This window comes from Methylobacterium sp. UNCCL125, assembly GCF_900116795.1.
Lineage (GTDB): Bacteria > Pseudomonadota > Alphaproteobacteria > Rhizobiales > Beijerinckiaceae > Methylobacterium > Methylobacterium fujisawaense.
On record NZ_FPBW01000026.1, the window covers coordinates 71,009 to 97,892 of the forward strand.

Sequence of the window (26,884 nt, forward strand, 5' to 3'; positions counted from 1 at the left end):
CTCCTTGCGGCCGTGTCTTGTCAGGCGGGAATGGAGGCGGCGCGGCGGAGCGCCGGCAGCATGTTCTCGGGCTCGGGGCGGCGGGTGTAGTCGGGGTTTACCTCGGCGTAGAGGATTACGCCGTCCTGCCCGACGACGAAGCGTCCGGGCATCGGCAGGGTCCAGCTCGCGTCGCCGTTGAACGCCGGCAGGTCGTTCTTCAGGCTCGTGTAGAGATCGACCAGGTAATCGGGCAGCGCGAAGCGCAGGCCGAACGCGGCCGCGACGGCGTTGTGCGGGTCCGACAGGATCGGGAATTCAAGGGCATTCTGGCGGACCGACTTCCGGCTGTTGGCCGCCGTCTGCGGCGAGAGGGCAACGAGGCTCGCCCCGAGCTTCTCGAATTGTGGCAGCGCCTCCTGAAGCGCCCGGAGCTCCATGTTGCAGTAGGGGCACCACACGCCGCGGTAGAAGCTGATCACGAGCGGCCCGCGCGCCTGCAGGGCGTCGGAGGAGACGGGCTGCCCCTCCGGGTCGTTGAGCGTGAACGCCGGCGCACGGTCGCCGGCCCGGAGGGCACGGGTCGCGGCGCCGGTGGCGATCAGTTCCGCGGTGGCCCGGTGCATCGTCCGGATCACCGAGGGCGGGACGTTGTAGGGGGGCTTGCCGGCCTCGAAATCGGCTTTGAACGCGTCGAGCTTGTATTGCAGGGTCATGGGTTTGTGCCTCGTGCGACAGGCTGGCGAGCTGGCTTGCGCTGCTGGCTTGCGGGAATGGACCGGCCCGGGGCGAGTCCGGTGGCGTGCGACCGGTCAGGCCTGCGGCACGAGCGCGTTCACCCGCTCGATCGCGCGTTGGACAGCTGGACGCGCGGCCATCGCGTCGTACCAGCGGGCGACATGCGGCGTGTTCTCGAAGCTCACGCCCGCGAACTCTCGTCGCCAGAGCCAGCCGAAATGGGCGATGTCGGCCACCGTGAAGGCGTCGCCGGCGACGTAGCGGCGTTCGGCTAGGACCCCGTCGAGTACACCGAGCGTCCGGTTCGCCTCCGCCGAGAAGCGGGCGATGGCGAGCGGCTGCGGCTCGGCGGCCTGGCGTTGGAAGAAGCCCGCCTGCCCGAAGGCCGGGCCGAGCCCGGAGGCGTGGAAGAACAGCTGCTCGAACATGCGCGCCCGGCCTTCGCCGTGCGGCGGCATCAGGCGGCCGCTCGTCTCGGCGAGGTAGACCAGGATCGCAGCGGACTCGGTCAGGACCAGCCGGCCATCGGCCGCCGCCGGATCGATCAGTACCGGCACCTTCGCGTTCGCGTTCAGCGCCAGGAATTCGGGCGCCTTCTGCTCGCTCTGACGCACGTTCACGCCGTGGAGGCGGTACGGGAGGCCGAGTTCCTCCAGCGCGATGAGGACCTTGATGCTGTTGGGCGTGGCGAAAGCGTAGACCTCGAACATGTTCACTTGGCTCCGGCGGGACCACTGCGCCGATGCGGTGGTGACGGCCGGATTGATGCCCCTCCCCCGATGGACAGGGCAGAAGGCCCGAGGCGATAACGCTCATTCCAGGGAGGCATGGCGTGGACCGGTATCAGGCGATGGCCACCTTCGTGCAGGTCGTGGAATCGGGCTCCTTCTCGGGGGCCGCCCGACTCCTGAATGTCGGCCAGCCCGCCGTCTCCAAGACGATCGCGCAGTTGGAGAACCGGCTGCAGGTCAGCCTGCTCGTCCGCTCGACGCACGGCCTGAGCCCCACGGAGGCGGGCCTGCGCTTCTACGAGCGGGCGCGGGCGGCCATCGCGGAGGCGGACGAGGCCGAGCGCGCCGCCCGCGGCGCGGGGGCCGGTCTCTCGGGACGGCTGCGCGTCTCGGCGGCGACCACCTTCGCCCGGCTCCACGTGGTGCCGATGCTGCCGCGCTTCCTCGCCGAGCACCCGGACCTCGACATCGAGATCGTCCTCGACGACCGGGTGATCGACCTCGTCGGCGAGGGGATCGACCTGTCCCTGCGCATGGGGACTTTGCCGGACTCGGCCGCCGTCGCACGCAAGCTCGCCACCGGGGGCCGTTCGGTGCTCGCCACGCCCGCCTATCTTGCCCGCGCGGGCGAACCGCGCAGTCCCGCGGACCTCGCCGGGCACGAGGCGGTGGTCTACAGCCGGCAGCCCGATGCCTGGTCCTTCACCCGGGACGGCGCCGAGATCTCGGTTGCGGTGCATGGCCGCGTCCGGGTCAGCGCGGCCGAAGGCCTGCGTGCGGCCGTGCTGGCCGATATCGGGCTCACCATCGCGTCGGACTGGATGTTCGCCCCCGAATTGGAGAGCGGCGCGGTCCGGCGGCTGCTGCAGCCCTGGGCGTTGCCTATGATCGATCTCTGGGCGGTCTTCCCCACCGGCCGCATGGCCAGCGCCAAGGCGCGGCTCTTCGCCGGCTTCGTCGAGGCGGTGATGGCCGAGACCCGGGAGCCCCATTCCGCGACGGCATAAGTCTTATCGCTGCGCGCCGTCATCCGTCGCCGGGCGGCGCCGTCTACCTCGTCCTCACGCCGACCAACGGGGCCGGCCACCACGAGGACAGCACCGATGGCCCGTTTCGAGACCTACCGCGACGCGTTCCCCAACGCCCGCCTGACCCGGAAGCCGAACGGCGTGCTGGAGGTCATGCTCCACACCGAGGGCGGCAAGCTCGTCTTCAACGGTCACACCCACGAGCAGTTCGTCGACCTGTTCCACGCGATCGGCGAGGACCGCGACAACCGGGCGGTGATCCTGACCGGTGCGGGGGACGCCTTCATGGACGCGATCAGCCCCGAGGGCTTCGATTTCTTCACGCCGCACGGCTACGACAAGATCCTGCGGGAGGGCCGCAAGGTGCTCAGCAACATCCTCGACATCGAGGTGCCGATGATCACCGCGCTCAACGGCCCGGTCCTGCTTCACAGCGAATACGCGCTGCTCACCGACATCGTGCTGGCCACGCCCGAGACGGTGTTCCAGGACAAGCCGCATTTCGAGTTCGGGATCGTGCCGGGCGACGGCATGCACATCCTGTGGCCTGAGGTGATCGGTTCGATCCGCGGGCGATACTTCCTGCTGACGCGGCAGGTGCTGGATGCCCAGACGGCCAAGGATTGGGGCGTGGTCAACGAGATCGTGCCGCAAGACCGGCTGCTGGCCAGGGCGCACGAGATCGCGGACGGGATCGCAGCTCTGCCGCCGCTCACCGGCCGGTACACGCGGATCGCGCTCACGCAGCGCCTGCGCCGGCTCGTCGAGGAGGGCACCGGCTACGGCCTCGCCCTGGAGGGCATCAGCGCCGCCGACGTGGCCCGGACCATGGCCGCCCAGAACTGAGTGAGCGCCCGATCCGAACCATCGCACGGCGTGTCAGGCCCGCGAGGATGGCCTGGCGCGCCGGAGGCTCAGAAGTAGGCCCGGATCTCTCGGGCGATGTCGTCCCCGTTCGTCTCCAGCGCAAAGTGGCCGGTGTCGAGGAAGCGGACCCGTGCGTCCGGGATATCGCGCTTGAACGCCTCGGCTCCGGGCGGGATGAAGAAGGGGTCGTTGCGTCCCCAGACAGCGAGGAGCCTCGGGCGGCGCTCTCGGAAGAAGGCCTGGATCAGCGGGTAGCGTTCCAGGTTGCGCTTGTAGTCGAGCTTGAGCTTGACTTGGCGGTCCGCATTGCCCGGTCGCGCCAGAATGGCGGCGTCGAGCGTGTACGACTCGGGCTCAATAACCGACGGGTCGGGCACCCCGTGGAAGTAGGGTGCCTTGACGCCGTCGAGGGTCATGCGGGCTCGGATGGCCTCCACGGCGGCCTCGTTCGGCTTTTCCCAATAGGTCCTGAGAGGCGCCCAGGCCGCCTCGCCGAGCCCCTCCAGATAGGCGTTGCCGTTCTGGGACACGATGCCGGCGATGCGGTCGGGATGCGCGAGCGCCAGGTCCCAACCCACCGGAGCCCCGTAGTCGAACGTGTAGAGGCGGTAGCGCCGGAGGCCGAGGACGTCGACGAAGGCCTTGATCGTTCGCGACAGCGACGCGAAGTCGTAGACGTAGCCGCGGTCGTCCGGGACCACCGTGAAACCGAAGGATGGGAGATCCGGCGCGATCAGGCGAAACCGGTCCGCGAGCCTCGGCATGAGATGGCGGAAGTAGAAAGACGAATTCGCGAAGCCGTGCAGCAGCAGGAACACCGGGGCGTCGGGCCGGCCGGCCTCGCGATAGAAGACGTCCACGCCGTCGGCCCGAACCGTGCCGTGGCGGACCTCTGCGACCTCGGCGGGCCGCGTTTCCGCCGCGACGGCGCCGACCGGGCCTAAGCCTGCCGCCATGACGCTGCCGGCGAGAAGACACCGCCGCGTCGTCCTGGCAGGCCCGTCTTGGAATGCCGTGTCCTGTCTCATCGCTCCACTCGCATCTGTGCGGGCCGGGGAACGTCCGGATTGCGCGCCTCGCGACCGCGAATGTCGCCCACGTCGAGGCGGATGCACCGGCCTTCGCCGCGAGCCCTCCGACCGTGCCGCGGCGTTCAGGCTCGGGACCGGACAGTGTGATCACGATGACCTCTCTCGGCACTCGCTAGAACACAGAGTTTGTGAAACTCAGCCTTACGGATTTCGAGAGGGAGGTGGCCCGGCCTTTTCTTACCCGGCGGACGCTCGTCCCAAGCCGGCGGGCGCAACGGCCTTCATGGGGGTGGGATAACGGCACCCAGGGACGCGCGAATGCGCGGCGTCGCGAAGTCGAGGAATGACCGCAGCTTGAGCGGGAGGCGTCCGTGGCCGACATGGACGACGCTGACCGGGACCGGATCAAGCTCGAACGACCGCAGGACGAGAACTTGGCTCCCGGCGGCGACCAGAGGGGCCGCCTGGTACGACAGCACCTGCGTGAGGCCGACGCCGGCCGCCGCGGCGTCGAGAGCGGCCTCGGCCGTGTTGACCTGCAGACGCGACCGCACCCGGACCACTTGGACGGCCTTCCGGCCGGACGTTGCGAAGTGCCAGGCCGGGCCGGCGGCCAGGTCGCTGAAGGTCACGCACGGGATTTCGGCGAGGTCGGATAGCGTGTGGGGCGTCCCGTGGGCGGCGAGGAAGTCCGGACTGCCGCAGACCACGCGTGTGACCGTGCCCAGCCGCGCCGTTACCAAGTCGCTGTCCGGCAGGTGCGAGATGCGGACCGCCAGGTCCACGTGATCCTCCACGAGGTCCAGGGCCCGGTCGGTGAGGATCAGGCGTACGGTGATGTCCGGGAACCGGGACAGGAACGCCGAGACCACCGGCAGGACGTGCAGCCGCCCGAAAACCAGCGGGGCCGTCATCGTCAACGCGCCGCGGGGCTCGGTGTACTCGCCCCTGACCGCCCGCTCGGTCTCCTCGACCTCGCCGAGCAAGCGTCGGCACGCCTCGATGTAGGCGGCCCCCGCGTCGGTCGGGGTGAGCTTGCGCGTCGTGCGGACCAGGAGTTTCGCGCCGAGATGGGCTTCCAGGTCCGCGATCTTGCGGCTGACGCTGGGCAGGGGGATGCCGAGCTTGCGCCCGGCGGCCGACAGGCTCCCGGCCTCCACGGCAGCGACCAGCAGGCTCATGGCCTCCAACCGGTCCATCGCACCCTCTCGTTTTCGGCAACGGTCACTCTCGGAGTGGTGAGATTATCCCGCAGAGTGCAAGTCGGTACCCATGCCTCACCGACGGCGTGCAGCACGGGCTGCATCGCCGGCACCGGAGGGCGAACGATGACCCAGACCACCTACCGCACCGTCGACGTCGACGGCCTCAAGGTCTTCTACCGGGAGGCCGGCGACTCTGCGAAGCCGACGCTCCTGCTGCTGCACGGCTTCCCCTCGTCCGGCCACATGTTCCGCAACCTGATCCCGCTGCTCGCGGACCGCTTCCACCTCGTCGCCCCCGATCTGCCGGGATTCGGCCTGTCCGAGATCAAGCCGCGCGCCGCCTTCACCTACACCTTCGACGCGCTGGCGAAGGTCATCGGCCGCTTCACGGAGGTCATCGGATTGAAGACCTACGCGCTCTACGTCTTCGACTACGGCGCGCCCATCGGCTTCCGGGTCGCAATGGCGCATCCCGAGCGAGTGACCGCCATCGTCTCGCAGAACGGCAACGCCTATGAGGAAGGACTGAGCGAGGGCTGGAACCCGATTCAGCGTTACTGGCGGGACCAGAGCGACGCCAACCGGCAGGCGCTGCGCGAATTGCTGACCCCGGCCTCGATCCGCTGGCAATACGAGCACGGCGTTCCGGACACCTCGCTGGTCTCGCCCGACGGGAGCGCCCTCGACGCGTGGTACATCCAGCGGCCGGAGGTCGACGAGATCCAGCTCGACCTGTTCGGCAACTATGCCAGCAACGTGGCGCTTTACCCCGATTTCCAAGCCTATTTCCGCACGCACCGCCCGCGGCTTCTGGCGATCTGGGGGCGGAACGACCCGTTCTTCCTGCCAGCCGGTGCGGAGGCGTACCGGCGCGATATCCCGGATGCCCAGATCCGGTTCCTCGATACGGGGCATTTCGCCCTGGAAACGCATACCAACGAAATCGCCGAGGCCGTCACGGAATTCCTCAAGGCCTGAAGCGGAGATTGCTAAGGGCCCGCGACAGCCTGAATGACGGAAGGTACAGAAGGGCCGGCCGACCCTGACGGGGCGGCCGCTCTTTCAAAACCTGCTTGATGCAGCAGGAAGCCATGAGAGACTTCCGCTTTCAAGCGACGTCCGATGGCCGGGGAATGTCCGGTGTGGGTGCCAAGCCGAACGTCCGGTTCTGTGCGCGCTGGCGATCCGGCGTGGCGTAGTCTGGCCGTAAGCGGCTGGTCCACTTTGGAGAAGCTTGCAGGGGATGATCCGCCCCCAATGAAGTGGTCCGCCCTGAGGTCTGGCTTTCGGGCCAGTGCGAGGACGGACAGATGGGAACGAAGCGGCACAAGCCGGAGGACGTTGTCGCCGAGCTGCGGCAGATGGATGTGCTGGTCTCGCAGGGCCAGAGCGTCGGGGACGCGATCCGCACGACCGGCGTGACGGAGGTGACGTACTATCGCTGGCGCAAGGAGTACGGCGGCCTGAAGAGCGACCAGGTCCGGCGCATGAAGGACTTGGAGACCGAGAACCAGGGGCTCCGGAAAGTGATCGCGGATCTCAGGCTCGACACGCTGATCCTGCAGGAGGCTGTCCGGGGAAACTGACCAGCCCCGCGCGCCGACGCGCCTGCATTGAGCTTGTGATGGACGTCCTGGACGTCTCTGAGCCCCGCGCGTGCCGTGCGCTCGGTCAGCATCGTTCGACGCAGCGCAAGGTGCCGTGGGGCAGAGACGATGAGGCGGCGCTGACCGCCGATCTCGTGGAGTTGGCGCGCCGGTACGGGCGCTACGGCTACGAGAGCGTCCATGCACGCCAAACCCGCTCGCTGCGGTTTTGTCCCGCGCTCTAAGAGCCGGTCTCGTTCGCCCAGCTACGCCGGATCGCCGACGGCGACGACCTGCTGCGGCTCATGATCGAGACGCGGAAGGATCAAGCCGCGCGGATGAAGTGGGCCATCACCGCCTTCTTCGCCAAACCGGACGGCGTCCTCCCCTGGACCGACTGGCTGCGCATAGGCCTGGAGGACGTGCTCGTCCTCGACGCCTGGACCACCTTCAAGCAGCGCTCCCGCGCGGGCGACCTCCTGGCCCTGAAGCCGATCGACGGCGCCCCCATCAAGCCGATCCTCGGCGAGGACGGCCGCCTGCCGATGCCCTGGGTGCAGGGCGGCGAGATTGTCTGGCCCGAGGCCTACCAGCAGATCCTCAAGGGTCTCGGCCTGTCCTTCGGCGCCGGCATCGCGGTCGGCTTCTCCGGGGCGCAGGGCCGCACCGACGCCACCGCCCTCAAGGCCGCGAACAAGGCGGGCGTCAGCCTCGCCCTGACGTAGCCGCGCCCCCTCCACCCGAACCCTCGTGAGGCCGACATGACCGCTCCCCTCGTGCGGGCGACCTTCTTCGCGCGGCTGCGCGCGACGGGGTTGCTCGGCGCCACCCTCGCGCAGACCGAGGTCGACGGGCTCACCGGCCTCCTCGACGCCTGGGAGCGCCTGGGCTGGCCCGGCGATCTCCGCCACGTCGCCTACACCCTGGCCACCGCCTGGCACGAATGCCGGCTGAACCTGTCGATCCGCGAGGACGGTCTCGGGCGCGGGCATCCCTACGGCGTGCCGGTGGACGGCCGGGTCTATTACGGCCGCGGCGCCAGCCAGCTCACCTGGCTCGACAATTACCGGCGGTTCGGCCGGCGGCTCGGCCTCGACCTCGTCGGCGATCCGGACCTGGCGCTCGTGCCGGAGACGAGCGCGGCGATCCTGATCGTCGGCGCGCGCGACGGCCTGTTCCGCCCCGGCCATGCCCTCGCGCGCTACTTCGACGGCGGCACCGACGATCCGGAGGGCGCGCGGGCCATCGTCAACGGCGACGGCGCGCGGAACGGCGCGCGGATCGCGGGCCATCACGCCGTCTTCCTCGCCTGCCTCCAGGCGGCGTGCGCCGCCGTGCCGCCATCAACCGCTCCGGCCCCGCCATCGACCGCCTGGTGGCCGCGCCTGCGCGAGGCCGTCCGCCGCAACATGCAGAAGGGGGCCTGACCATGGGGTTCCTCGCCCTCCTGCCGGCGCTGCTCGGCGCGCTCGGTCCGATCCTCCAGAAGGTGCTGCCCGACGAAGGCCAGCGGCTCCAGGTGCAGCTGGAGCTGCAGAAGGCCCTGATCGAGCAGCAGGACGATCTCGGCCGGGCCATGGCCGAGGTCATGAAGGCCGATGCGGGGTCCGAGAGCCCGCTCGCCCGCAACGCCCGGCCGATCACCGTGCTGTGGGCGCTGGCGATGATCACCTGGGTGGGCGTGGTGGCGCCGATGATCGGCCTGCAGGTCGAGGTAGTGGCGGCGCTCAAGGGCGTGCCGGCCGAGCTGTGGTCGCTGCTCACCGTCGGGATCGGCGCCTACATGCTGGCCCGCTCGGTGGACAAGATCGTGCCGCAGGTGCTCGGGCCGAAGGGCTGAGCCTCGCGGCCGCGGGCGCACCCCGATGACGGACGAGACCCCGCCCCGGGCCCGGACGGCGCGACCGGGCCGCGGCGAGCGAAGGACCGGATCCATGGCCGACCATCTGCCCGAATGGATCGGGCGCCTGATCGAGCGCGTCGAGGCCACCGGCCGGCAGATGGATGCGCTCGGGGGCAAGCTCGACCGGATGGACGAGAAGCTGGAGGGCGTGGCCTACCGGCGGGACATCGAGCACTTCGTGGCGCGCGACGAGATCGAGCGCCGGATCGACAAGGCGGTGGACGGGGCGAAGGCCGAGGCCGCCAAGGGGCTGGCCGAGGTCGCCGGGCAGGTGCGGGATCTGCGCAAGATCGGCTGGGGGCTGGCCTCGGCGGCGCTGCTGGCCTTCGGGGGGATCGTGCTGGCGAAGATCGGGCTGGCAGGGCGGTGAGCCGGTTCGGGGACCGGAACCACGCCGCCATCCCCGCATAGGCGAGGCCTCGACATTCCCCCAGCGAGATCACTTCGAACCGCCCGGCTCCGATCGCGGCGGTTTTCTCGTACTGGTGGCCCGCCGCTTGCCTGAGCTCAGCTTCCTCCCAGGATCCACTCAGCCCCGCCGGCACCGCCGCGCGGGGCTTTTTCGAGACCCCCTGGCTTCGTCAGTATCGAACTATCTCTCGAGCGAGCGCGTTTCTCAGCCTTCAGTGCAAAGGAAGGTTCTCATGCGCCATCGCGTTCTCGCAGCCGCCGCTGCTTTCAGCCTCCTCGCAGGCGGGGCCTCTGCGCAGGCTCCCGCGGCGACTCCCGTGGCGCCGTCCGCTCCTGGCACTTCGGGCGTGGTTGCGCCGCAGAACAGCACGACCGGTAGCACGGGCGCCGTGACGACTTCGCCGACCGGGCAGCCGGCCGACACGATGTCGAACAGCTCGTCCTCCGCCGGGAATGCCAATCAGCCAGAGCGCGCCGTTCCTCAGGGCGGCGGCGGTGGCGGCAGCAGCAGGTAGCCGCTCATCGCCATCATCTGCGTGCGTTTTCTTCAGCCCCGCCGGCATTGCCGCGCGGGGCGTTCTCACAGTCTGCTCTGCTCTTCGAATGCGCTCTAATTGCAGGTCAACTTCCGGCCTTCGGCCATCCCGACCTTGCGGTAGTGTTCCAGACCCGACTTGATCGCTCGGCCAATGACCGCTCGGCGCACGTCCGGATTGCAGCGCAGATACTCTTCCTCGTTGAACGCGTAGTCGCCACGCCCGCCCCGGGAGCCTCGGTCATAATCCCGATCGTAATCGCGGCGGTCACGGTCACCGTAGCCGCGATCTCCGTAGCCGCGATCTCCGTAGCCTCGGTCACGGGGCCCGTAGTCGCCGCGATCGTAGCCGTAATCGCGTCCGCCGTATGGCTGCGCGAAGGCCGGAGCGGCTCCACTGAGTAGCGCCAGGCCAAGGACGGTCGATGAGATCACCTTCATGTCGTGCTCTCCGTTGTTGCGGGGCGTGAACGCTTTCAACGGTGGGTGGTTCGATTTGCCTGAGCGGATGCCGCTCCCTCGCTCTCCGATTCACTGACGTCAGCGGGGCTTTCCTTTCCCTGCGTCCCGCCTAGCCTCGGTGCGAGGTTTGGCTGAACTTCCCCCCTTTCGGTGCCCGACCTGAGAAGCCCGCCCGGCGCGCCGGCGCGGGCTTTTTCCTGCGCGGAATCCCGGCGCGGGATTGGTCGGCAGCCGGCACGAGCACGGCTCGGTAACCGGTGCTCGGCATCTTACCGCCGAGCCGCGTTGCGTATCGGCTCGGCTCACATGCTGGTGAGATCGGACGCTCCCCCGCCCCGTGAGCAGATCGGGGCGGGGCCGAGCGGGTCTCGCACCCGCAAACGCAGACGTTCACGTTGCCCCGGGCACCCTGGTTTCGGCCGGGGCGCCGCTCGCCGATTCAGGCGCGGGAACCGTGCCGCCGCGTGCGCGTAGACCAATCCCCAAGCGTAGACTCTCTCGAACCGCCCGGCTCCGGCCGCGGCGGTTTTTTCGTGTCCGGCGTCTGCCAGCCGGCCATATCCCTCGAATGCGCCGACCCCGCCGGCCCGCCGCACGGGGCTTTTTCTCGTGCTCAGACGATCACGGCCTCAGCCGTCATATCGGCGCGCGCCGTCTCGGGCAGCTCCTCGAAGCCGTGATAACCGGCGGCCTGGGCGGCGACTTCCAATGCCCGATCCGCTGTGTCGGCCTGTCCCGTCCAGAGGACCGCGCGCGTGCTGTTCTGCCTCACCTGGAAGATCGTCATGCTTACCTCCCGTGCCGTCGATCGTGCGTCGACTGGCAAAGGCAGGATCACCCGGACCTGTTCCGCCCGCAATAGGGTGTCGCCCTGTCCCTTCGGACATCTGCCCGCCGGGTTCGCCGGCGCGGGCTCTTTCGTGCTCGGAATCCCTGCGCGGGACCATCCTCCGGCCGACACCGAACGGCTCGGTAACCGCCGCCGGGCATCCAGCATCACGAGCCGCGTTGCGTATCGGCTCGGCTGGGCCGCGCCGCAGCTCTTCGGCGTCCATCCGGAGCACGGCGTCCTGCGCGTGACGTAGGCCGGCGCCCTGATGGTCAACGCTAGCCGGACCGTCGGCGTCGAGCCCAACCGGATCGTGTTCGACCGGTTCTCCGGCTACCCGACCAAGCCGGGTCAGACCTGGGGACCGCCGGTCCGGGATTTCGCCGCCAAGCGGCGCGGCTGACGCTCAGCCTTGCAGGCTCTCGGCGAAGTCGTCCGGCACCTCGCCCCACTGGCCGAGGATCGTGACGCTCTCCAGCTCGCCGGTCTCGTCGTCGGCCACAACCTTCAGCGCCGCCGCGCCAGGCATCCGCTTGGCCAAGTTCTCGGCCTTCTTCAGCGCGCCGCTCTCCGTCTGCGCCGGCTCCTGGCGGGCCGGGCGCAGGCGCTTGCGGTGGATCTCGAACGGCTGCACCACGAAGCTGGTCGTCATCGTCATGGTGCGGCTCCCGTCCTTACGCCGACTTGCTGCCAACCCGTACCGCAGTGAACGCGCGGAACAGCACGGGCCGGCCTGCGGCATCGCGCACGTCCACCGACCACACGGTCCAGTCCTCGCAGCCGACCCCGTCCATCAGGCCCAGCGCCACCCGGTCCGCGTGCTGCCGGATCTCGCGGATGCTCGACAGCCACCGCCCCTGCAGGTCGAACACGGCATCACCGCCTCCCAGGCAGTGGAAGCGATAAAGCCTCCGCGGCATTGGCGTTTTCCCGACCTCTCCACACGTGCCCACTGCGATCTCCGCGGGATCCGACACGGCCATTGAACCACGCCCCACCATCGGGCTTTGTTCCCGATGTGTTCTAGTCGAGGTTGTGATCCGGATGCATGCCCAACGGCACGAACCGCCTGTGGAGATCCGTCTGTCCGAGGCCGAGGTGATCGCCCTGGCCTATCACCGGGCCGCCTCCGGCGATGCCTGGGCCGCCCTCGTTCGGGCGGTGGAGGATGCGCTCACCGACCTGCGAGACGCCGAAGCGCGCGTGCTCGCCCAGGTCCGGCTGATCTCCCGCGGATACGCACGATGCCGCGCCGGGATGGCCTGAGCCCCGTGCCGGTCCACCCGATCGACGCGCTTTTGGTCGGGAGTCCCGACGCCGTCCGCGTGCCCCTGATCGGGCAGGCCCTGTGCGCCGGCTTCCCGTCGCCCGCCGACGACTTCCTCGAGGGTGCGCTCGAACTGCCCCGCTGGCTCGTGCCGAACCCGCCCGCCACCTTCCTGTGGCGGATCAGTGGCTCGTCCATGGAGGGCGCCGGCATCTACGACCGCGATCTCGCCTGCGTCGACCGCAGCCTCACGGCCGGCCATGGCAGCATCGTCGTGGCGGCGGTCGACGGCCAGATGAGCTGCAAGCGCCTCGTGATCGACGGCAACACCGCCCGGCTCGCCTTCTGCAACCCGGACCTGCCGGCCTTCGCGGTCGATGAGCTCGGCGAGGGCGTGATCTGGGGCGTGGTGCGCTTCTCGATCCGCTGGCATATCGCCCGCGGGCAACTCTCGTGAGCACGCCGGAGGCCCGGCAGCGCGACCGGATCGGCGGCGGCCGCGCCGTGGCGCTGATCGACGGCAACAGCTTCTACTGCTCGTGCGAGCGGGTGTTCGACCCGAAGCTCGCCGCGGTGCCGGTGATCGTGCTCTCGAACAACGACGGCTGCGCCATCGCCCGGACTGCCGAGGCCAAGGCGCTCGGCATCAAGATGGGCGATCCGTTCTTCAAGATCCGCGACCTGTGCCGCGCCCAGGGCGTGCGGGTGTTCTCGTCGAACTACACGCTCTACGGCGACATGTCGGGGCGGACCAACGCGGTCTACCGGCAGTTCAGCCCGCAGGTGGAGATCTACTCCATCGACGAGAGCTTCCTGAACCTCACCGACGTGGCGCCGGCGCTGCGGGTCGAGCTGGCGCGGGACCTGCGCGCCACGGTGCGGGCCTGGACCGGGATCCCGACCTGCGTCGGCATCGGCCCGACCAAGACGCTGGCCAAGCTCGCCAACCACATCGCCAAGACCGTGCCGGCTCTCGGCGGCGTCTGCGACCTGACCGACCCCGCGGCCTACGCGCATTGGCTGTGCCGGATCGACGTAGCCGAAGTCTGGGGCATCGGCCGGGCCTCGCTCGCCAAGCTCCAGGCGATGGGCGTCGAGAGCGTCGCGGACCTGCGCGACCTCGATCCGCGGCCGGTGCGCAAGGGTCTGACCGTGGTGGGCGAGCGGATCATCTACGAATTGCGTGGTGCGGCCTGCCTGCCACTGGAGATGGTGCCGGCGCGGCGGAAGGGCTGCGCGGTGACGCGCTCGTTCTCCAGCCGAATCACCGAGCGGGCGGTGCTGGAGGAGGCGGTGGCGGCGCACGCGACGCGGCTCGGCGAGAAGCTGCGGCGCGAGGGTCTCGGCACCAACCATGTGACGATCTTCTACCACACGAGCGAGCACGACCGCGACGAGCCGATGCGCTCGGTCTCGACCACAATGCGCTTGCCGGAGCACAGCTCGGACACGCTGGCGCTGATCAAGGCCGCGCGGCACGGGGTGGCGAAGACCTGGCGCGAGCCGGGCGAACGGCCGTGGCGGTACAGCAAGGCCGGGCTCGTGACGAACGACCTCGTGCCGCTGTCCCACAGCCCGCGGGCGCTGATCGGCGGGCTGGACCGGGAGCGGTCGGGCCCGCTCATGGCGGCGATGGACGCGTGCAACGCGCGCTGGGGCCGCGGCGCCGTGGTGCCGGCGCGCGCGGGGCTGGTGAGCCGGCGCGACTGGAATACGAAGTTCGAGATGCGCACGCCGCGCTACACGACGCAGGTCGGCGAGTTGCCGGTCGCCTACGTCTGAACCGCTCCTTGAGCACGCGGCCGAGTGCTTTGGGTGGATTTCTGCCGGTCCGCTGTCGGGCGACAATGGCGTGAAGCGGACGTCGCCGCCGCGCCCATCTCCAAGACGTAGGCGGGTTGTCCCGTCCTGCCACCAACGGCAGGATGAGGCTAAGGGGCCCGACGAGGTTCAGGATGACGTGGCGGCTACATTGGCTTGAGGCGTCCGGCGATCTGGATCCCTGGCGTAGCACCATCGCCGAAGAGGTCGAGATCGCTCGAAAGGCTATAGCGGGCGTCTTGCCGGTGTCGCCGCTCGACATTCTCGTGCAACGCCTGCCCGGCGCGGTGATCCCGGAGACTGGCACGACGGGACTGGCGATGCGACCTGGCCTGTTCTCCCTGACTATCGACCCCGACAACCCCAACTTCTCACGCGCGCTGCGTAATGGGGACCTGCGCCGGACTGTGGCGCACGAGGCCCACCACTGCTTGCGCATGGCTGGACCCGGCTACGGCTGGACGCTGGGTGAGGCCCTGGTGAGCGAGGGCTTGGCGGGGCAGTTCGTGAGCCGCCTGTTCACCTCGCAGCCCGAGCCGTGGGAATGTGCCGTCACCAACGAGGTGCTCGCGGCCAACTTGCCGGACAACGCGACGCTCGTCGGCAACGGGCACGACCACCGTGCGTGGTTCTTCGGCCTCGGGGGACGGTATCCGCGCTGGCTCGGCTACACCCTGGGCTACCATATCGTGGGCGATTGGCTGGAAGCAGGGGCCGACCTAAGCGGTGACGCATGGATCAACGTTCCCGCACATGTGGTCATCGACGCCGCGCGCGGGCGCACGTTGTTGAACATCTGATGCCGCCCCCATTCAAGGTCGAGTTGGCCGAACACAACCCCTGCTGGTCAGAAGCGGCTGAGGCGCAGGCCGCGATCCTGCGCATCGCGCTCAATCCAATCTTACTTGCCGTCCACCATATCGGATCGACCGCTATCCCAGGTCTGGCAGCAAAGCCCATTTTGGATCTCATGCCGGTCGTCGGCGACCTCCATGACCTGGATCGGCGCAGAAATGACCTCGAAGCAGTCGGCTTCGCATGGTGGGGCGAGTTCGGACTGCCGGGGCGGCGCTACGCGACGAAGGACGAGTGCCATTCTGGGCGGCGGCTCGTACAACTGCACTGCTTCGCCAAGGGATCTCCCGATATCGAGCGCCACCTCGTCTTTCGCGACTACCTTCGGAAGAGACCAGATCTCGTCGCATCCTATGCGCATGAGAAAGTCAGGTGCCGAGCGCTTCACCCCGAAAACTCTCACGCGTATGGCGCATGCAAGAGTGCATGGATCGACGCAGTCGAAGCTGCAGCCTTGGCTGATCGGCTGATTTCCTGAGTGACCAGCGGCCGCTTTGGAGAACCGCAAACGACGGTCCAAGTGCCCGGGTTGGGTCGCATGCGGAAGGTCCGCTTCCGGATGGAGAATCCAGTTCCGATCGCGATCCCAGCCAACCGTTCGAATAACGCGCGCGTATGAGATGAAGCTCAACGCGGTAGCAAATGGCCACTATCGACCCAGCCTCCCCGTTGATGTCAGACCGCGCCTTGTCCCTGCCCGGTCAGCAATTGATATTCGGAATTGTTCTCCATCATTGCGTCGATGTCGAATTGTACAGCCTTTAATCGATGGCCGCCCTGAAGATGTTCTGCCAGGCTTACGGGAATGGGTCTGTCGTAAAGATTTTGTTAACCATCTTTGAGGAAAACATTCGTCGAATTGGGCGGCCTCGATGACGGGCAATCCGTGCACCGATGACCCCAACCCTCTCGCTGAGGGCTGCGCAGATGTGCGGATCCGTGCGAGCAAAGAGCCTTTTCTCGATGCCGTCTCTGCCAGGTCAGCCATCTGTTGTGATTTGCCACGGGACGGTCCGTAGCCGCGAACGATTTCTGGTTACGGCCACCGCCACCCTGGCATTGATCGTCAGCTTCTCTGCGCACGCCGCCGAGCAATCCCAACCCCAAGTGGTCATCGGCGCAGATGGCCGGGATGGCAAAGTCCTCATCATTGGGCGGAACACCTCTGCCACGCCCGGCCAGGCTGGCGGCGATCTGACCTTGATCGATGTCGATACCGCAGCCGCCGGGCTTGATCCCGCCGTGACGCTCCAAATTGGCTCGAAGGGCGGACGCGGTGGACGAGGCGACGATTTTGGCCTCGGTTCGGTTTTCGGCGCCAACGGAGGCGCCGGCGGTGCCGTCTCGGTAACGTTGTTGGAGGACGTCGCCGGACTGGGCGACCAAGTCAGCAGCGGCGCTCGGCCGGAATTCAAGCCCATTCCCCGGTTCCTCGTTTTTTCCCGGGGCGGGGATGGCGGATTCGCCCTCACGAACTTCGGCGGCGGCGGAGATGCCGGCCCAGTTGCGCTCACCGTTTCGTCCATGGTCTCGACCGTGGGGCAAGCCTTCCTTGGCGTGCGAGTGAGCGCCACCGGGGGAAATGCCGGCTCAGGCGGGGTTGCCGCCGACCAGACTGCGTTCCGGAAGGGCGGGACCGGCGGGTCGGCCTCGCTCGTCGTGACGCCGTCCGGGCAGGTGAGCACCGACGGTGCCGGTGCTACTGCGGCGATCGTCGAGTCCATCGGCGGCGCGGGCGGCAACCGCGGAACAGGAACCGCCTACAGCAAACCCGAGGTGACGGAGGGCGGCATCGGTGGCCCTGCGCGCCTCGACATGGCCGGCACGATCAGGACGGCTGGCGACTATGCCTTCGGCGCCCTCGTCCAGAGCATCGGCGGTCGAGGCGGAAGCCAGGGCGATGCAGGTGGACGGGATGGAGCCCGAGGCGGCGACGGCGGCACCGTCACGGTGATCCAGCGCGGCACCGTGGTCACGCAGGGCGATTATGCCCTGGGCATCGTTGCGCAGTCGGTCGGCGGCCCCGGCGGCAGGGGCGGCGACGGCATCTTCGGCGGCGGCAAGGGTGGGGATGCCGCCACGGGCGGATCGGTGACATTGACCAACAGCGGCACCGTGACGACCGGCGGTACCGGGGCGATCGGTCTGGTCGCGCAGAGCATCGGTGGCGGCAGCGCCGACACGGCCCTGCCCCTCTCGCCCCTGGCCGTGAGGTCCGAGGCAAATGGCGGCGGTGCCGGGGGCAGGACGCTGTGGTTCTCCACCGGCGGTACCGGCGGCACCGGGGGGAGAGGCGCCACCGCCGAGATCGTCGATGCCGGCGGCAGGATCGTGACCGCGGGTGACGCCGCATACGGCGCCCTCGTCCAGAGCATCGGCGGCAGCGGCGGCATCGGCGGCGACGCGTTCACAGCGAATGCCTTCTTCTCTGTCGGCCTGGGCGGCAGCGGCGGCGGCGGCGGCGATGGCGGCCTCGCCCGCTTCACGGGCGTCGGCGGTACGGTCGAGACCGGCGGTGACGGCGCGACGGCCGTGCTGGTTCAGAGCATCGGCGGCGGCGGCGGTGCCGGCGGCGAGGCCAGGACCAAGGCGGTGGGTGTAGGGCTTTCGGCGTCGTGGGCGATCGGCGGGAGCGGAGGCCGAGGCGGACAGGGCGGCTCCGCCGTCATCGAGAGCGGCAGCACGGTCACGACCGTCGGCCTCGGCGCGGACGGCCTCGCGGCGCTCAGCATCGGCGGCGGCGGCGGCGTGGGCGGCCTGGCCAACGCGCAAGCGATCACGGCACCCCTCGTGACCCCGACCGGCAAGGCGCTGCCGAGCTTCGCGTTCTCCACCGCGATCGGCGGTTCGGGAGGGGATGGTGGCGCGGGCGGCGCAGCGCGTGTCGCCAACACCGGCCTCGTTACCACTTACGGCGATGGGGCGACCGGCCTCCTCGCCCTCAGCGTTGGCGGCGGCGGCGGAATCGGCGGCAACGCGACGGCCTACGCGCTGGCCGTCGCACCGCCGCAGCAGATGGCTGTGGCTGCCACCACGATCCTCGGCGGCACGGGCGGCGGCGGCGGCAACGGCGGCAGCGCTACCATCACCAATCGCGGGACCGTGCGGACCTCCGGCGACGGCGCGTCCGGCATCGAGGCCCTGAGCATCGGTGGCGGCGGCGGAACCGGCGGTGGCGCGACCGCGACGAGCAACACCTTGAGCCTGCGCCAGAACATCGCCATCACCCGGGGCATCGGCGGGAAGAACCGCGATCGGAGCGGTGGGGAGGGTGGAGGCGGTGGTACCGGCGGCGACGTGACCGTCACTCAGGCGGGTCGCGTCACGACCGGAGGCGACGCTGCGATCGGCGTCCTCGCGCTGAGCGTCGGCGGCGGCGGTGGTAATGCCGGGCCGGCCTCGGCAGTCGCGACGTCCGGAGTCTCCTTCGACAAGACCCTCAACGAAGTTCTCGGCAAGCTCCCGATCGCCGACACCCTGTCGGTGAGCGATACCGTTGGCGGCTCAGGCGGCGTCGGCAACCGCGGCGGTACCGTCCGGGTTACGAACGAAGGCACGGTCTTGACCGGCGGTTCGAACGCGACCGGCATCCAGGCCCAGAGCATCGGCGGCGGCGGCGGCAACGGCGGCGAGGTGTCGGGTGCCGCCACGGGTACGTTCAAAATCACCCGACAGCTTGGCGGATCCGGCGGGACCGGTAGCATGGGCGGCCCAGTGGCTGTCTTCAACGCCGCGACCGGCACGGTCGCGACCTCGGGTGACGGCGCACACGGGATCCTTGCCCAGAGCATCGGCGGCGGCGGCGGTACGGGGGGCAGCCTCGCGGCCGGAACGGATGTCGCGCCCGACGCCGTCGGGGAGATCTGGCAACAGATCAAGCAGGCGATCGGCGTCGAAGCGTATCAGCAGTGGGCCGCCGACAAAAATAACAAGGACGACAAGAAATCGCTTGAACAATTCCTCAAGGACATCAAGGCCAGCGACACCTACAAGGGGCTGGCTGACAAGCTGAAGAAATCGGATTTCGGCAAGGCGCTGAAATCCTACTCGACCGGCATCTCAAATTACCTGGACACACAGAAGAAGACCGGGACCAAGCTGCCCAATGTCTCGGCAACTTTGGCTCTCGGCGGCGACGGGGCAAGCGGAGGCTCCGGTGGCGAGGTCAACGTCAAGAACGAGGGGACGATCACGACCCTTGGAGCCTCCGCTCACGGGATCATGGCGCAGAGCATCGGCGGTGGCGGCGGCCAGGGCGGCGTTTCGTTCGCACAGGCCACCAATGCGACCAACATCGCGGCGACCGTCGGCGGCTCGGGCGGCACGGGCAATACTGGCGGTCCTGTGGGGATCCTTAACCTCGGTACGGTCGCTACAGAGGGCAATGCAGCCTACGGCCTCTACGCGCAGAGCATCGGCGGCGGCGGCGGGACCGGTGTCGGCGCCAGCGTCGACAGCCAAGTCAACAAGGGTTTGACACTCAATCTGAACGTCGGCGGCCGCGGCGGTGTCGGCGCGCATGGCGGCGACGTCACGATCGAAAACCGCGGCACCATCGCGACGGCCGGGATCGAGGCGCATGCCGTTGTCGCTCAGAGCATCGGCGGCGGCGGCGGCAGCTTCGCCGCACCGGCTGGCGACGACGCGGCTGACGATGGCACGACCAAGGACGGCTCCGGGAGCGACGCCAAGAGTGGCGCCAAGGATGACACGAAGAGCGATGCCAAGGCGCTGACGGATGCGCTGCTCGCAGCGCTCGACATCGTACAGATCGCACCGCCGGAGGATCCTGCCTCCGTCTCGGCCAAGTCCGGCAGCCTGACGCTCGGCGGCTCCGGAGCCATGGCGGGCAATGGCGGCACCGTGCGGATCGTTCAGGACGGCACAGTCGCCACGAGCGGCTTCGGCGCGGTCGGCATCCTTGCCCAGAGCATCGGCGGCGGCGGCGGGCTCGCCTCCGTGGCGGCGGGACCGGGCGGCCATAAATATACGTTCGGGCTGGGCGGCACGGGTGGTGCCGCTGGCGATGGCGGTTCGATCCAGGTCAGGATGGGGGCGAGCGCGCAGATCCTGACCACCGGCGACGCGGCACCGGCTCTGCTCTTGCAGTCGATCGGCGGTGGCGGCGGCTACGGCGGCGCCCATCAGGCCATGGGCTACGCGATCCCCTACGGACTGGCGGACGGCAGTAGCGGCTCCGGCGGTGCGGTCAGGGTCAACCTGGAGCAGGGCTCCGTCATCCGCACCGCGGGCACGCAATCCCACGGCATCGTCGCTCAGAGCCTCGGCGGAGGTGGCGGGCTCCTCGTCGGCCTGTCCGGCGAGACGGGGATGCAGCCCGTGCGAAGCCGCGCCGTAACCGGGAGCGGCGGCGATATCTCCATCGAGTCGGCCGGGTCGATCATCGCGTCCGGCCTGGACGCCCACGCGATCCTGGCACAATCCGGCGTCCAGCGGACCGATGGTAGCCTCGAGCCCGATCCGAGCCGCAGCGGCAAGATCGTCATCCGGGTCAGCGGCCTCGTCACTGGCGGCAGCGGCGCGGGCGCGGCGATGCGCGTCGAGGGTGGGCACGACAATAGGATCGCCATCGAGGAGGGCGCCGTGGTCAGCGCCGCCTCGGGCCGGGCGATCGTCGGCGCGTTCACCACCGGCACGATCACCAATCGCGGTACGCTGATCGGCGATGTCGACCTCACAGGCGGAGGGCAGACGGGTCGCGTCCTGTTCGACAACGGATTCGACGGCGCAGCTTCGGCGATCCTGCGCACCGGTCCCGACGGTGTCATCGCCCTGGGAGATGGCGGCCGCCTGCGCAACGGCGCCATCCTCGACATCGGCGGGGTCGGCAAAGTCGCCCGGGCGACGATAACCGGCAATTTCGAGCAGACCGAGTCCGGGCGCCTGTTGGTCGATATCGCACCGCTGGCGACAGATCCCGCCTTGCGGAACGATCTTCTGACCGTCACCGGCACTGCCTCCCTGAGGGGCGTGGTCGAGCCGCACGTGATCGATGGTCTCTCGCCCGGCCGCTACACTTTCCTCAGGGCCGGCCAAGTGGAGAACGTCGGCGCCAGCGCCACCGGAAGCAGCATCAGCTCGGGGGCCATCCCAATCTCCTGGACGATCGTCTCGACGGGGAACAGCATCGCGCTGGTGCCGCAGGCTCATTTCACGGCGCCGGTCGGCGTGACCCTGACCGAGGACCAGCGCAGCGTGGCGCAAGGCCTGCAGGATGCCTGGGATGGAAACACGACGAAGCTGGGCACGCTCTACGGACGCTTCCTCTCCGTCGACAGTTCGAAGGCCTATGCCGCCGCCCTGGACGAGTTGAAGCCAGAATCCAACCAGGACAACCTGACCGACCGGACGCTCGATACCCGCAAGGGTCTCCAGCGCGCCATGAGTTGCCCGGCGTTCACGGGAACCGGTACGCTCCTGCGTGAGGGTGAATGCGTCTGGGGGCGCATCACCAGCGCTCACACGACCCAATCCGCCACCGCGGACGACGTTGGTTACCGTCAGACCGCCCTCAGCTACCAAAGCGGACTTCAGACCGAGTTCGCCCCGGACTGGTTCTTCGGCCTCACTGGCGCCTACACACGGGCGATCCAGAGCGACCCCGACCGGATCACCGGGACGACGAGCGATGCCGCCGATGTCTCTGCGGCGCTCAAGCACCAGATTGGCCCCTGGCTGCTCGCAGCTTCGGCCAATCTTGGTTATTCCTGGGCCGACAACAAACGCCTGATCGATTTTGGTGGGGCTACCGCCACGGCGCGCAGCAAGTCCGGAATCCTCACCGCGGGCGGTCGGCTGCGGGCGAGCTACCAAGTCTTGTTCGGCGACTGGTATCTCAAGCCCTACGCGGATCTGGACCTGCTCTACAGCTACAGCCCTGCCTATTCCGAGACCGGGGCGCCGGGCTTCAACCTCGACATGCGGCCGGTGGCCAAGACGCTGGTGGCATTCAGCCCGATGATGGAGATCGGCGGCCGGATCGACCTCGACGGGGGGCGCTGGGTCCGCCCCTACGGCACCCTTGGCGTGACACTCCTGTCGGACGACCATTTCACCGGCAAGGCGAGCTTTAACGGGACCGGCGCGCTGGGCCTGTTCGCTACGGAATCATCGATCCCCGATCGCCTCGGCGAAGTGGGGCTGGGTTTTCAGGTCAGCCTCGGTGGCGGCATCGAGGTGACCGGCGAGTATCAAGGTCAAGTCGGAGACCACTTCCTCTCGCATGCGGGGACTGCTCGGATGCAGCTGCGCTTCTGAGAAAGGCTGCTGCCGACCTCACCAAAACCCATCGCGGTCGATTGGATGCCGTGGGGCATCTACTTTCGCCACTTTCGTCCAAAAGCGGACCGTCTCCAAACGACGCATATCGACCGTCCCGACAGCCGTTGCTACGTCCCGAAAGCGGTCCTTCTCGGTGCTGGGCGACGCAAGTTCGAAGCGGACAGAGATCGGACGCATCAGACGGGGATGCGGACGCGCACTGGACCACGATGATGACCTCGCGTGGCGGCCGAGCCACCTGGAACTATCCGACCTTCGCGAACGTCGCGCGCACATCTGCGACCAAGGCCGAAGGGTTCTCCATGGCCGCGAAATGTCCGCCCCTTGGGGGCCGGTTGTAATGACGCAGGTCCACGAAACGCTTTTCCGCCCAGCGCCGTGACAGCCGCATCACCTCACCGGGGAACACACTGACGCCGGCTGGCAGCGGCATGGGTTCGCTCGGCATACCCGCTTGGCCTTGCGCGTTGTCCCAATAGAACCGCGCCGAGCTGGCTCCGGCGTTCGGCAGCCAGTAGAGCATGATGTCGTCGAGCATGTGGTCCAGCGGGATCACGCGCTCGGGCTCGCCGCCGCTGTCGGTCACGTCCTGAAACAGCGCGTAGATCCAGGCCGCCAGCCCCACCGGCGAGTCCGCCAGCGCAAATCCGACCGACTGCGGACGCGTGTTCTGCAGCTTCATGTAACCCGACTGCACCCGGTCGTATCGCGCCATGCCGGACAGCATCGCCTGCTCCTCCGGCGTCGCGTCCGCGATCTCGTCCTCTGTCGGCTGGAACATGACCATATTCAGGTGGATGCCGGCGAGGCCGGGCGCGCGCATGTGCGCCAGCACCGTCACCACGGCCGCACCCCAATCGCCGCCCTGGGCGAACCACCGGTCGCCATAGCCCAGCCTCTGCATCAGCTCGACATCGGCGCCAGCGATGCGGCCGACGTTCCAACCTGGCCCGGTCGGCTTGTCGGAGAATCCGAACCCCGGCATCGACGGGATCACGAGGTGGAACGCACACCGCGGATTTCCGCCATGCGCCGCAGGGTCGGTCAGCGGCCCGATCACGTCGCGGAACTCCAGGATCGAGCCTGGCCAGCCATGCGCCAGCAAGAGCGGTTGGGCATCGGGCTCGGGCGAGCGGACATGCAGGAAGTGGATGCCGAGGCCGTCGATAACGGTGCGGCTGCTGCCCCAGCCGTTGATGAGGGCTTCTGCCACCCGCCAATCGTAGCCATCGTGCCAGCGGCCGACCAGACGGCGGATGGCGTGCACGGTCGGACCTTGGCTCCCGTCGGTGACGGTGCCGGCATCGGGCCAGCGGGTGCGGGCGAGGCGGTCGGACAGGTCGGTCAGGTCGGCGTCGGCGACCCGGATCGGGAAGGGAGTGATAGCGTCGGTCATGGCACGGCTTTCCCTTGGCGGGTCGATGCTCAGCGGATCGTGGGGGCGAGGACGGCTGCGGCGCTGGTCCAATCGGTCTTGCCGTAGCGGGTGTTGTCGAAGCCGTGCAGCTTGCCGCGCCCGGTCGACATGTCGCGCAGGTATTGCATCCCCTGCCACGCCGGGAACGGCGCGTCGGTCTCCGGGGTCAGCGCGCGCGCGACGGCTATGATCGCGCTCAGGCGACCGATGCCGCCGGCGCGCAGCAGCCGCCAGCGCCGGCCTTCCAGGCCGGTCAGCAACTCGGCCAGCCCGCGCGGGCTGATCTGATCGCCCGAGATGCGCAGATGGCGGGGCGCGGCAGGGTCGAGCGCCGCGTCCGCGGTGTAGGCGGCGACGTCGTCCTTGGCGGTGAAGTCGAACACCTGGTCGGCATCGCCCCAGAAGAGGACGCGGCGAAAGCGGTGCAGCACGATAGGAGCCTGACCCTCGAGGAGGTCGGCGAACGGCCCGTTGAGTATCGAGGTCGCACGGATCCGTGCCGCATCGAGGCGGGCCGCGAATTGGCGTCGCAGGTCCATGTTGCGATTGTCGCCCGGCCGGGTTGTCAGATAGTCCAGGCAGAAGTCGGACGGGATGAAGCGCGGCACGCCGGCTGTCACCGCCGCGTCGAGCAGTTGCCCTTGCGTGTCGAGGATCACCGGCGCGGTACCGTTCAGCGCAGACACGACGCACGCGGCGCCGGAGACGGCGTGAGTCAGCGCAACACCGTTTCCGAAATCCACGGAGACTTGCTCGACGTTGCCGCGGGCCAGCTCATCGGCCGGCCGGCGCACCAGCGCCCGTACCGGCCTACCCTTGGCCGTCAGTGCCTTGACGATCCGGGTGCCGAGATCGCCGGTGGCTCCTGCCACGACCACCAAGTGCTGGGTCTGCGCGCCATCCACCACTCATTCCTCCATCCGCTCGCCGATCAGGTGAATAGGCGTTGCGCTCTCCTGCGATTAGCTGGGCGAGATGGGACAGGGTGTTGCAAAAGGTGGAACGACAATGCAGCTCTCCGACCTGCGCGCGTTCGTGCGCATCACCGACCTGATGAGCGTGTCGGCCGCGGCGCGCGCGCTCGGCCTGCCGAAGTCGGGGGTCAGCCGCGCGCTCGCACGGCTGGAGCGCGATCTCGGCGTGGTGCTGATGGACCGCTCGACGCGGCATTTGCGGCTGACCGACGCCGGCACGCTGTTTCGGCCGCACGCGCTCCGCATCCTGGCCGACGTGGACGAGGCAGGCACGGCACTCGAAGGGTTGGGAGGCGTTCCGGCCGGTACGCTGCGGGTCAGCCTGCCTTTCACGGTCGCGACCGCACTGGTCGCTCCCATGCTGCCGGGGTTCATGGCCGCCTATCCCCAGGTCCGCGTGATGCTGGCGGTCGAGAACCGCTTCGTCGACATGCCGGCCGAGATGGCCGACCTGCTGATCCGGGTGGGACCGCTCGTAGACAGCGACCTGATCGCCCGCCGGCTGCTGGTCTCGGAGGCATGGCTCTGCGCCAGCCCCGGCTACCTCGCGGCGCGCGGGACGCCCGCTTACGCCGCGGACCTCACCGACCACACGCTGATGGGCTACGGCGACCGGGCCATGGCCTACCAGGACAATGCGACCGGCGACGCCAGACGCATCGAGCTGCCGCCGGCCGTCGCCATCTCCGACTCCGCGGCTCTGCTGCCAGTGGTACTGGGCGGCGCCGGCATCGCGTACCTGCCCGATTTCCTTGCGAGGCCGTACGTCGCGGACGGCCGGCTGGTTCGGCTATGGCCCACCGCCGAGGGCATCGAGACCGTGATTCACGCGATCTACCCGAGCCACCGCAGCTTGTCGGCCAAGGTGCGAGTCTTCATCGACGCGCTGGTTGCCAGCTTCGATGGATTGCAGCGTTAGCGCTAAGTCGAAGCTGCAATCCGGCACAGGGTTCGCCGTCTTCCCGGGCACCCTCCCGGCTGATCGCCGATCCAGTCATTGCGCGTCTCACGGCATCGTCACAGTTGGATTGAGTGAATGTGTTGCCTTCCGATGTTCAATGTTTTCGGGACGGCAACATCGCCCATCAACGTCAGCTTTCGATGCGTCCTTGCCCTGAAGCCGAAGGACTGCCGTCCACCGATCGAAGGCACTCGGAGGCGCGTTGGCGCCGCGGGAGCTGGCCGAGGGCTACCAGCTTGCTTTGGCGAACGGCCCTCGGCAGAGCGGACGCACTTCTGCGGCCCCGCGCACGGCTTCAGTCCCTCACGCGGGCGATGACCGCTACCGGCCCGCCGCCATCCGGCCCCTGATGCTCAGCGCCGCCGGAGACGAACAGGTCCGTCCGGCCGATCGCCGCGGCGGCCACGCCGCCGACCAAGGCGCGGGCGTGCCGGGTGGCGTTGATATCGCTGTCGTCGTTCATGATGTGGCGCCGTCCCCGGATCAGGCCGTCATGGGAGGGCTCGGCCTTGGCGAGCAGGGCGATCACGCGCTCCGAGTCATGAGGCGGCAACTGCCCCGCTTCCAGGAAGCCGAGGTCTGTGAGCACCCCCCGAATCGCGGGCAGGTCGATGCCGTCGTCCATGACCCGGTGGGCGATGGCGAGCGGGCCGGTCCAGCCCTGGGAGTTGCCGAGCACGATGATCTCGTTGCGCATCAGCTCGATCCCCGCCGAGCAGCTGGCGCGGCCGGAGAAAAGATCGCGTCGGGTGCCGATGGCGGAATCCGTAAGATGTTCGCGGTCGACCTCCCCGAGGGCGAGGGCGATGCCGAGCGCCGAGGCGCCGCGGGATAAGCCCATCGAGGCGTAGGTGTCGTGTGTGGCCACGCCGTGGCCCCGGGCGGCCGCCTCGGCGATCCGAGCGCTCGTCAGGAGCGGGCACTTCACCTGCACGAAATGCACGTCGGCGGGATCGGTGAGCCCCGCCTCTGCCATGGCCCG

The 26,884-nt window shown here is 68.8% G+C and carries 27 protein-coding genes and 1 pseudogene; 17 read left to right on the top strand and 11 right to left on the bottom strand.

All coding sequences use genetic code 11. The annotated features are described in order from the left end of the window. Positions 1-20 precede the first annotated feature (20 nt). Together BM396_RS24070 and BM396_RS24075 are read right to left on the bottom strand one after the other, a co-directional pair. A complete protein-coding gene (locus tag BM396_RS24070; RefSeq protein WP_043384575.1) occupies positions 21-695 on the bottom strand; it encodes a peroxiredoxin-like family protein in 675 nt (224 codons plus the stop codon). A 96-nt stretch (positions 696-791) separates the two neighbouring features. Then, positions 792-1,427 carry a glutathione S-transferase family protein gene (locus BM396_RS24075; RefSeq protein WP_043384573.1) on the bottom strand — a complete coding sequence of 212 codons (636 nt, stop codon included), beginning with the start codon at positions 1,425-1,427 and terminating at the stop codon, positions 792-794. 122 nt (positions 1,428-1,549) lie between these two features. On the opposite strand from BM396_RS24075, the gene BM396_RS24080 reads away from it, so the two are divergent. Then, the gene (locus tag BM396_RS24080) at positions 1,550-2,455 is read left to right on the top strand and encodes a LysR family transcriptional regulator (protein WP_043384571.1); all 906 of its coding nucleotides are present in this window, start codon (positions 1,550-1,552) and stop codon (positions 2,453-2,455) included. A gap of 96 nt (positions 2,456-2,551) precedes the next feature. After that, entirely contained in the window at positions 2,552-3,322 is a 771-nt protein-coding gene (locus tag BM396_RS24085; RefSeq protein ID WP_043384569.1) for an enoyl-CoA hydratase/isomerase family protein, read from the top strand. Positions 3,323-3,390: 68 nt separating this feature from the next. On the opposite strand, the gene BM396_RS24090 is transcribed toward BM396_RS24085, so the two are convergent. Beyond that, positions 3,391-4,371, bottom strand: a complete 981-nt coding sequence (locus tag BM396_RS24090) for an alpha/beta fold hydrolase (RefSeq protein WP_043384565.1) — start codon at positions 4,369-4,371, stop codon at positions 3,391-3,393. 284 nt (positions 4,372-4,655) lie between these two features. Next, on the bottom strand, positions 4,656-5,573 hold the full coding sequence (locus tag BM396_RS24095) for a LysR family transcriptional regulator (RefSeq protein WP_043384563.1): 918 nt from the start codon (positions 5,571-5,573) through the stop codon (positions 4,656-4,658). A 129-nt stretch (positions 5,574-5,702) separates the two neighbouring features. On the opposite strand from BM396_RS24095, the gene BM396_RS24100 reads away from it, so the two are divergent. The 7 genes and pseudogenes from BM396_RS24100 (at position 5,703) to BM396_RS33455 (ending at position 9,994) form a co-directional block, all read left to right on the top strand. Beyond that, positions 5,703-6,557, top strand: coding sequence for an alpha/beta fold hydrolase (locus BM396_RS24100; protein ID WP_043384561.1), 855 nt, complete (start codon positions 5,703-5,705; stop codon positions 6,555-6,557). 332 nt (positions 6,558-6,889) lie between these two features. Next, positions 6,890-7,356 (top strand): annotated as a pseudogene (locus tag BM396_RS24105) (transposase); the annotation flags it as partial. 147 nt (positions 7,357-7,503) lie between these two features. Continuing rightward, complete coding sequence (locus BM396_RS24110) at positions 7,504-7,890, top strand: hypothetical protein (RefSeq protein WP_139239536.1); 387 nt, start codon at positions 7,504-7,506, stop codon at positions 7,888-7,890. Between the two features lie 36 nt (positions 7,891-7,926). After that, positions 7,927-8,592 carry a glycoside hydrolase family 19 protein gene (locus BM396_RS24115; RefSeq protein ID WP_051976134.1) on the top strand — a complete coding sequence of 222 codons (666 nt, stop codon included), beginning with the start codon at positions 7,927-7,929 and terminating at the stop codon, positions 8,590-8,592. Positions 8,593-8,594: 2 nt separating this feature from the next. After that, positions 8,595-9,005, top strand: a complete 411-nt coding sequence (locus BM396_RS24120; protein WP_043384555.1) for a 3TM-type holin — start codon at positions 8,595-8,597, stop codon at positions 9,003-9,005. Between the two features lie 94 nt (positions 9,006-9,099). Continuing rightward, positions 9,100-9,438 carry a hypothetical protein gene (locus BM396_RS24125; RefSeq protein WP_043351545.1) on the top strand — a complete coding sequence of 113 codons (339 nt, stop codon included), beginning with the start codon at positions 9,100-9,102 and terminating at the stop codon, positions 9,436-9,438. 274 nt (positions 9,439-9,712) lie between these two features. Next, positions 9,713-9,994, top strand: coding sequence for a hypothetical protein (locus tag BM396_RS33455; protein ID WP_081948700.1), 282 nt, complete (start codon positions 9,713-9,715; stop codon positions 9,992-9,994). A 95-nt stretch (positions 9,995-10,089) separates the two neighbouring features. On the opposite strand, the gene BM396_RS24135 is transcribed toward BM396_RS33455, so the two are convergent. Together BM396_RS24135 and BM396_RS32925 are read right to left on the bottom strand one after the other, a co-directional pair. Beyond that, positions 10,090-10,455, bottom strand: a complete 366-nt coding sequence (locus BM396_RS24135; protein WP_043384554.1) for a hypothetical protein — start codon at positions 10,453-10,455, stop codon at positions 10,090-10,092. Between the two features lie 634 nt (positions 10,456-11,089). Further along, positions 11,090-11,263 (bottom strand): hypothetical protein, encoded by a 174-nt coding sequence (locus BM396_RS32925; RefSeq protein ID WP_164706411.1) that lies wholly within the window; start codon positions 11,261-11,263, stop codon positions 11,090-11,092. Between the two features lie 310 nt (positions 11,264-11,573). Between BM396_RS32925 and BM396_RS33725 the strand changes: the two genes are divergently transcribed. Continuing rightward, positions 11,574-11,708, top strand: a complete 135-nt coding sequence (locus tag BM396_RS33725; RefSeq protein ID WP_257791601.1) for a hypothetical protein — start codon at positions 11,574-11,576, stop codon at positions 11,706-11,708. Positions 11,709-11,711: 3 nt separating this feature from the next. On the opposite strand, the gene BM396_RS24145 is transcribed toward BM396_RS33725, so the two are convergent. Beyond that, complete coding sequence (locus BM396_RS24145) at positions 11,712-11,963, bottom strand: hypothetical protein (RefSeq protein WP_043384553.1); 252 nt, start codon at positions 11,961-11,963, stop codon at positions 11,712-11,714. 16 nt (positions 11,964-11,979) lie between these two features. After that, the gene (locus BM396_RS24150) at positions 11,980-12,177 is read right to left on the bottom strand and encodes a DUF6894 family protein (RefSeq protein WP_244538944.1); all 198 of its coding nucleotides are present in this window, start codon (positions 12,175-12,177) and stop codon (positions 11,980-11,982) included. A gap of 199 nt (positions 12,178-12,376) precedes the next feature. Between BM396_RS24150 and BM396_RS24155 the strand changes: the two genes are divergently transcribed. The 6 genes from BM396_RS24155 (at position 12,377) to BM396_RS24180 (ending at position 22,526) form a co-directional block, all read left to right on the top strand. Then, positions 12,377-12,571: a hypothetical protein gene (locus BM396_RS24155; RefSeq protein ID WP_348273028.1), complete on the top strand. Its 195-nt coding sequence runs from the start codon at positions 12,377-12,379 to the stop codon at positions 12,569-12,571. A 5-nt stretch (positions 12,572-12,576) separates the two neighbouring features. Beyond that, positions 12,577-13,029, top strand: coding sequence for a LexA family protein (gene umuD, locus BM396_RS24160; RefSeq protein ID WP_043384673.1), 453 nt, complete (start codon positions 12,577-12,579; stop codon positions 13,027-13,029). After that, positions 13,026-14,354, top strand: coding sequence for a Y-family DNA polymerase (locus BM396_RS24165; protein ID WP_043384544.1), 1,329 nt, complete (start codon positions 13,026-13,028; stop codon positions 14,352-14,354). The genes umuD and BM396_RS24165 overlap by 4 nt, the downstream gene beginning before the upstream one ends. A 173-nt stretch (positions 14,355-14,527) precedes the next feature. Then, on the top strand, positions 14,528-15,193 hold the full coding sequence (locus BM396_RS24170; protein ID WP_043384537.1) for a DUF2268 domain-containing putative Zn-dependent protease: 666 nt from the start codon (positions 14,528-14,530) through the stop codon (positions 15,191-15,193). Further along, a complete protein-coding gene (locus BM396_RS24175) occupies positions 15,193-15,726 on the top strand; it encodes a GrpB family protein (protein WP_075381739.1) in 534 nt (177 codons plus the stop codon). The genes BM396_RS24170 and BM396_RS24175 overlap by 1 nt, the downstream gene beginning before the upstream one ends. A gap of 416 nt (positions 15,727-16,142) precedes the next feature. After that, the gene (locus tag BM396_RS24180) at positions 16,143-22,526 is read left to right on the top strand and encodes an autotransporter outer membrane beta-barrel domain-containing protein (RefSeq protein ID WP_244538945.1); all 6,384 of its coding nucleotides are present in this window, start codon (positions 16,143-16,145) and stop codon (positions 22,524-22,526) included. Positions 22,527-22,794: 268 nt separating this feature from the next. On the opposite strand, the gene BM396_RS24185 is transcribed toward BM396_RS24180, so the two are convergent. After that, positions 22,795-23,946, bottom strand: coding sequence for an epoxide hydrolase family protein (locus tag BM396_RS24185; RefSeq protein WP_043384528.1), 1,152 nt, complete (start codon positions 23,944-23,946; stop codon positions 22,795-22,797). A gap of 29 nt (positions 23,947-23,975) precedes the next feature. After that, the gene (locus BM396_RS24190) at positions 23,976-24,872 is read right to left on the bottom strand and encodes an NmrA family NAD(P)-binding protein (protein WP_051976132.1); all 897 of its coding nucleotides are present in this window, start codon (positions 24,870-24,872) and stop codon (positions 23,976-23,978) included. A gap of 103 nt (positions 24,873-24,975) precedes the next feature. Between BM396_RS24190 and BM396_RS24195 the strand changes: the two genes are divergently transcribed. Beyond that, a complete protein-coding gene (locus tag BM396_RS24195) occupies positions 24,976-25,860 on the top strand; it encodes a LysR family transcriptional regulator (RefSeq protein WP_043384523.1) in 885 nt (294 codons plus the stop codon). Between the two features lie 337 nt (positions 25,861-26,197). Here BM396_RS24195 and BM396_RS24200 read toward each other — a convergent pair. Next, on the bottom strand, positions 26,198-26,884 hold a 687-nt coding region (locus BM396_RS24200), incomplete at its 5' end, for a cyanuric acid amidohydrolase (protein ID WP_139239537.1).

Coding starts and splice junctions, on each gene's coding strand:
- BM396_RS24115 (WP_051976134.1), top strand. CDS start 7,927: ATGACCGCTCCCCTCGTGCGGGCGACCTTCTTCGCGCGGCTGCGCGCG.
- BM396_RS24145 (WP_043384553.1), bottom strand. CDS start 11,963: ATGACGATGACGACCAGCTTCGTGGTGCAGCCGTTCGAGATCCACCGC.
- BM396_RS24085 (WP_043384569.1), top strand. CDS start 2,552: ATGGCCCGTTTCGAGACCTACCGCGACGCGTTCCCCAACGCCCGCCTG.
- BM396_RS24170 (WP_043384537.1), top strand. CDS start 14,528: ATGACGTGGCGGCTACATTGGCTTGAGGCGTCCGGCGATCTGGATCCC.
- BM396_RS24100 (WP_043384561.1), top strand. CDS start 5,703: ATGACCCAGACCACCTACCGCACCGTCGACGTCGACGGCCTCAAGGTC.
- BM396_RS24175 (WP_075381739.1), top strand. CDS start 15,193: ATGCCGCCCCCATTCAAGGTCGAGTTGGCCGAACACAACCCCTGCTGG.
- BM396_RS24075 (WP_043384573.1), bottom strand. CDS start 1,427: ATGTTCGAGGTCTACGCTTTCGCCACGCCCAACAGCATCAAGGTCCTC.
- BM396_RS24070 (WP_043384575.1), bottom strand. CDS start 695: ATGACCCTGCAATACAAGCTCGACGCGTTCAAAGCCGATTTCGAGGCC.
- BM396_RS33725 (WP_257791601.1), top strand. CDS start 11,574: ATGGTCAACGCTAGCCGGACCGTCGGCGTCGAGCCCAACCGGATCGTG.
- BM396_RS24135 (WP_043384554.1), bottom strand. CDS start 10,455: ATGAAGGTGATCTCATCGACCGTCCTTGGCCTGGCGCTACTCAGTGGA.
- BM396_RS24090 (WP_043384565.1), bottom strand. CDS start 4,371: ATGAGACAGGACACGGCATTCCAAGACGGGCCTGCCAGGACGACGCGG.
- BM396_RS24180 (WP_244538945.1), top strand. CDS start 16,143: ATGACCCCAACCCTCTCGCTGAGGGCTGCGCAGATGTGCGGATCCGTG.
- BM396_RS24185 (WP_043384528.1), bottom strand. CDS start 23,946: ATGACCGACGCTATCACTCCCTTCCCGATCCGGGTCGCCGACGCCGAC.
- BM396_RS24110 (WP_139239536.1), top strand. CDS start 7,504: ATGAAGTGGGCCATCACCGCCTTCTTCGCCAAACCGGACGGCGTCCTC.
- BM396_RS24195 (WP_043384523.1), top strand. CDS start 24,976: ATGCAGCTCTCCGACCTGCGCGCGTTCGTGCGCATCACCGACCTGATG.
- BM396_RS33455 (WP_081948700.1), top strand. CDS start 9,713: ATGCGCCATCGCGTTCTCGCAGCCGCCGCTGCTTTCAGCCTCCTCGCA.
- BM396_RS24125 (WP_043351545.1), top strand. CDS start 9,100: ATGGCCGACCATCTGCCCGAATGGATCGGGCGCCTGATCGAGCGCGTC.
- BM396_RS24095 (WP_043384563.1), bottom strand. CDS start 5,573: ATGGACCGGTTGGAGGCCATGAGCCTGCTGGTCGCTGCCGTGGAGGCC.
- BM396_RS24120 (WP_043384555.1), top strand. CDS start 8,595: ATGGGGTTCCTCGCCCTCCTGCCGGCGCTGCTCGGCGCGCTCGGTCCG.
- BM396_RS32925 (WP_164706411.1), bottom strand. CDS start 11,263: ATGACGATCTTCCAGGTGAGGCAGAACAGCACGCGCGCGGTCCTCTGG.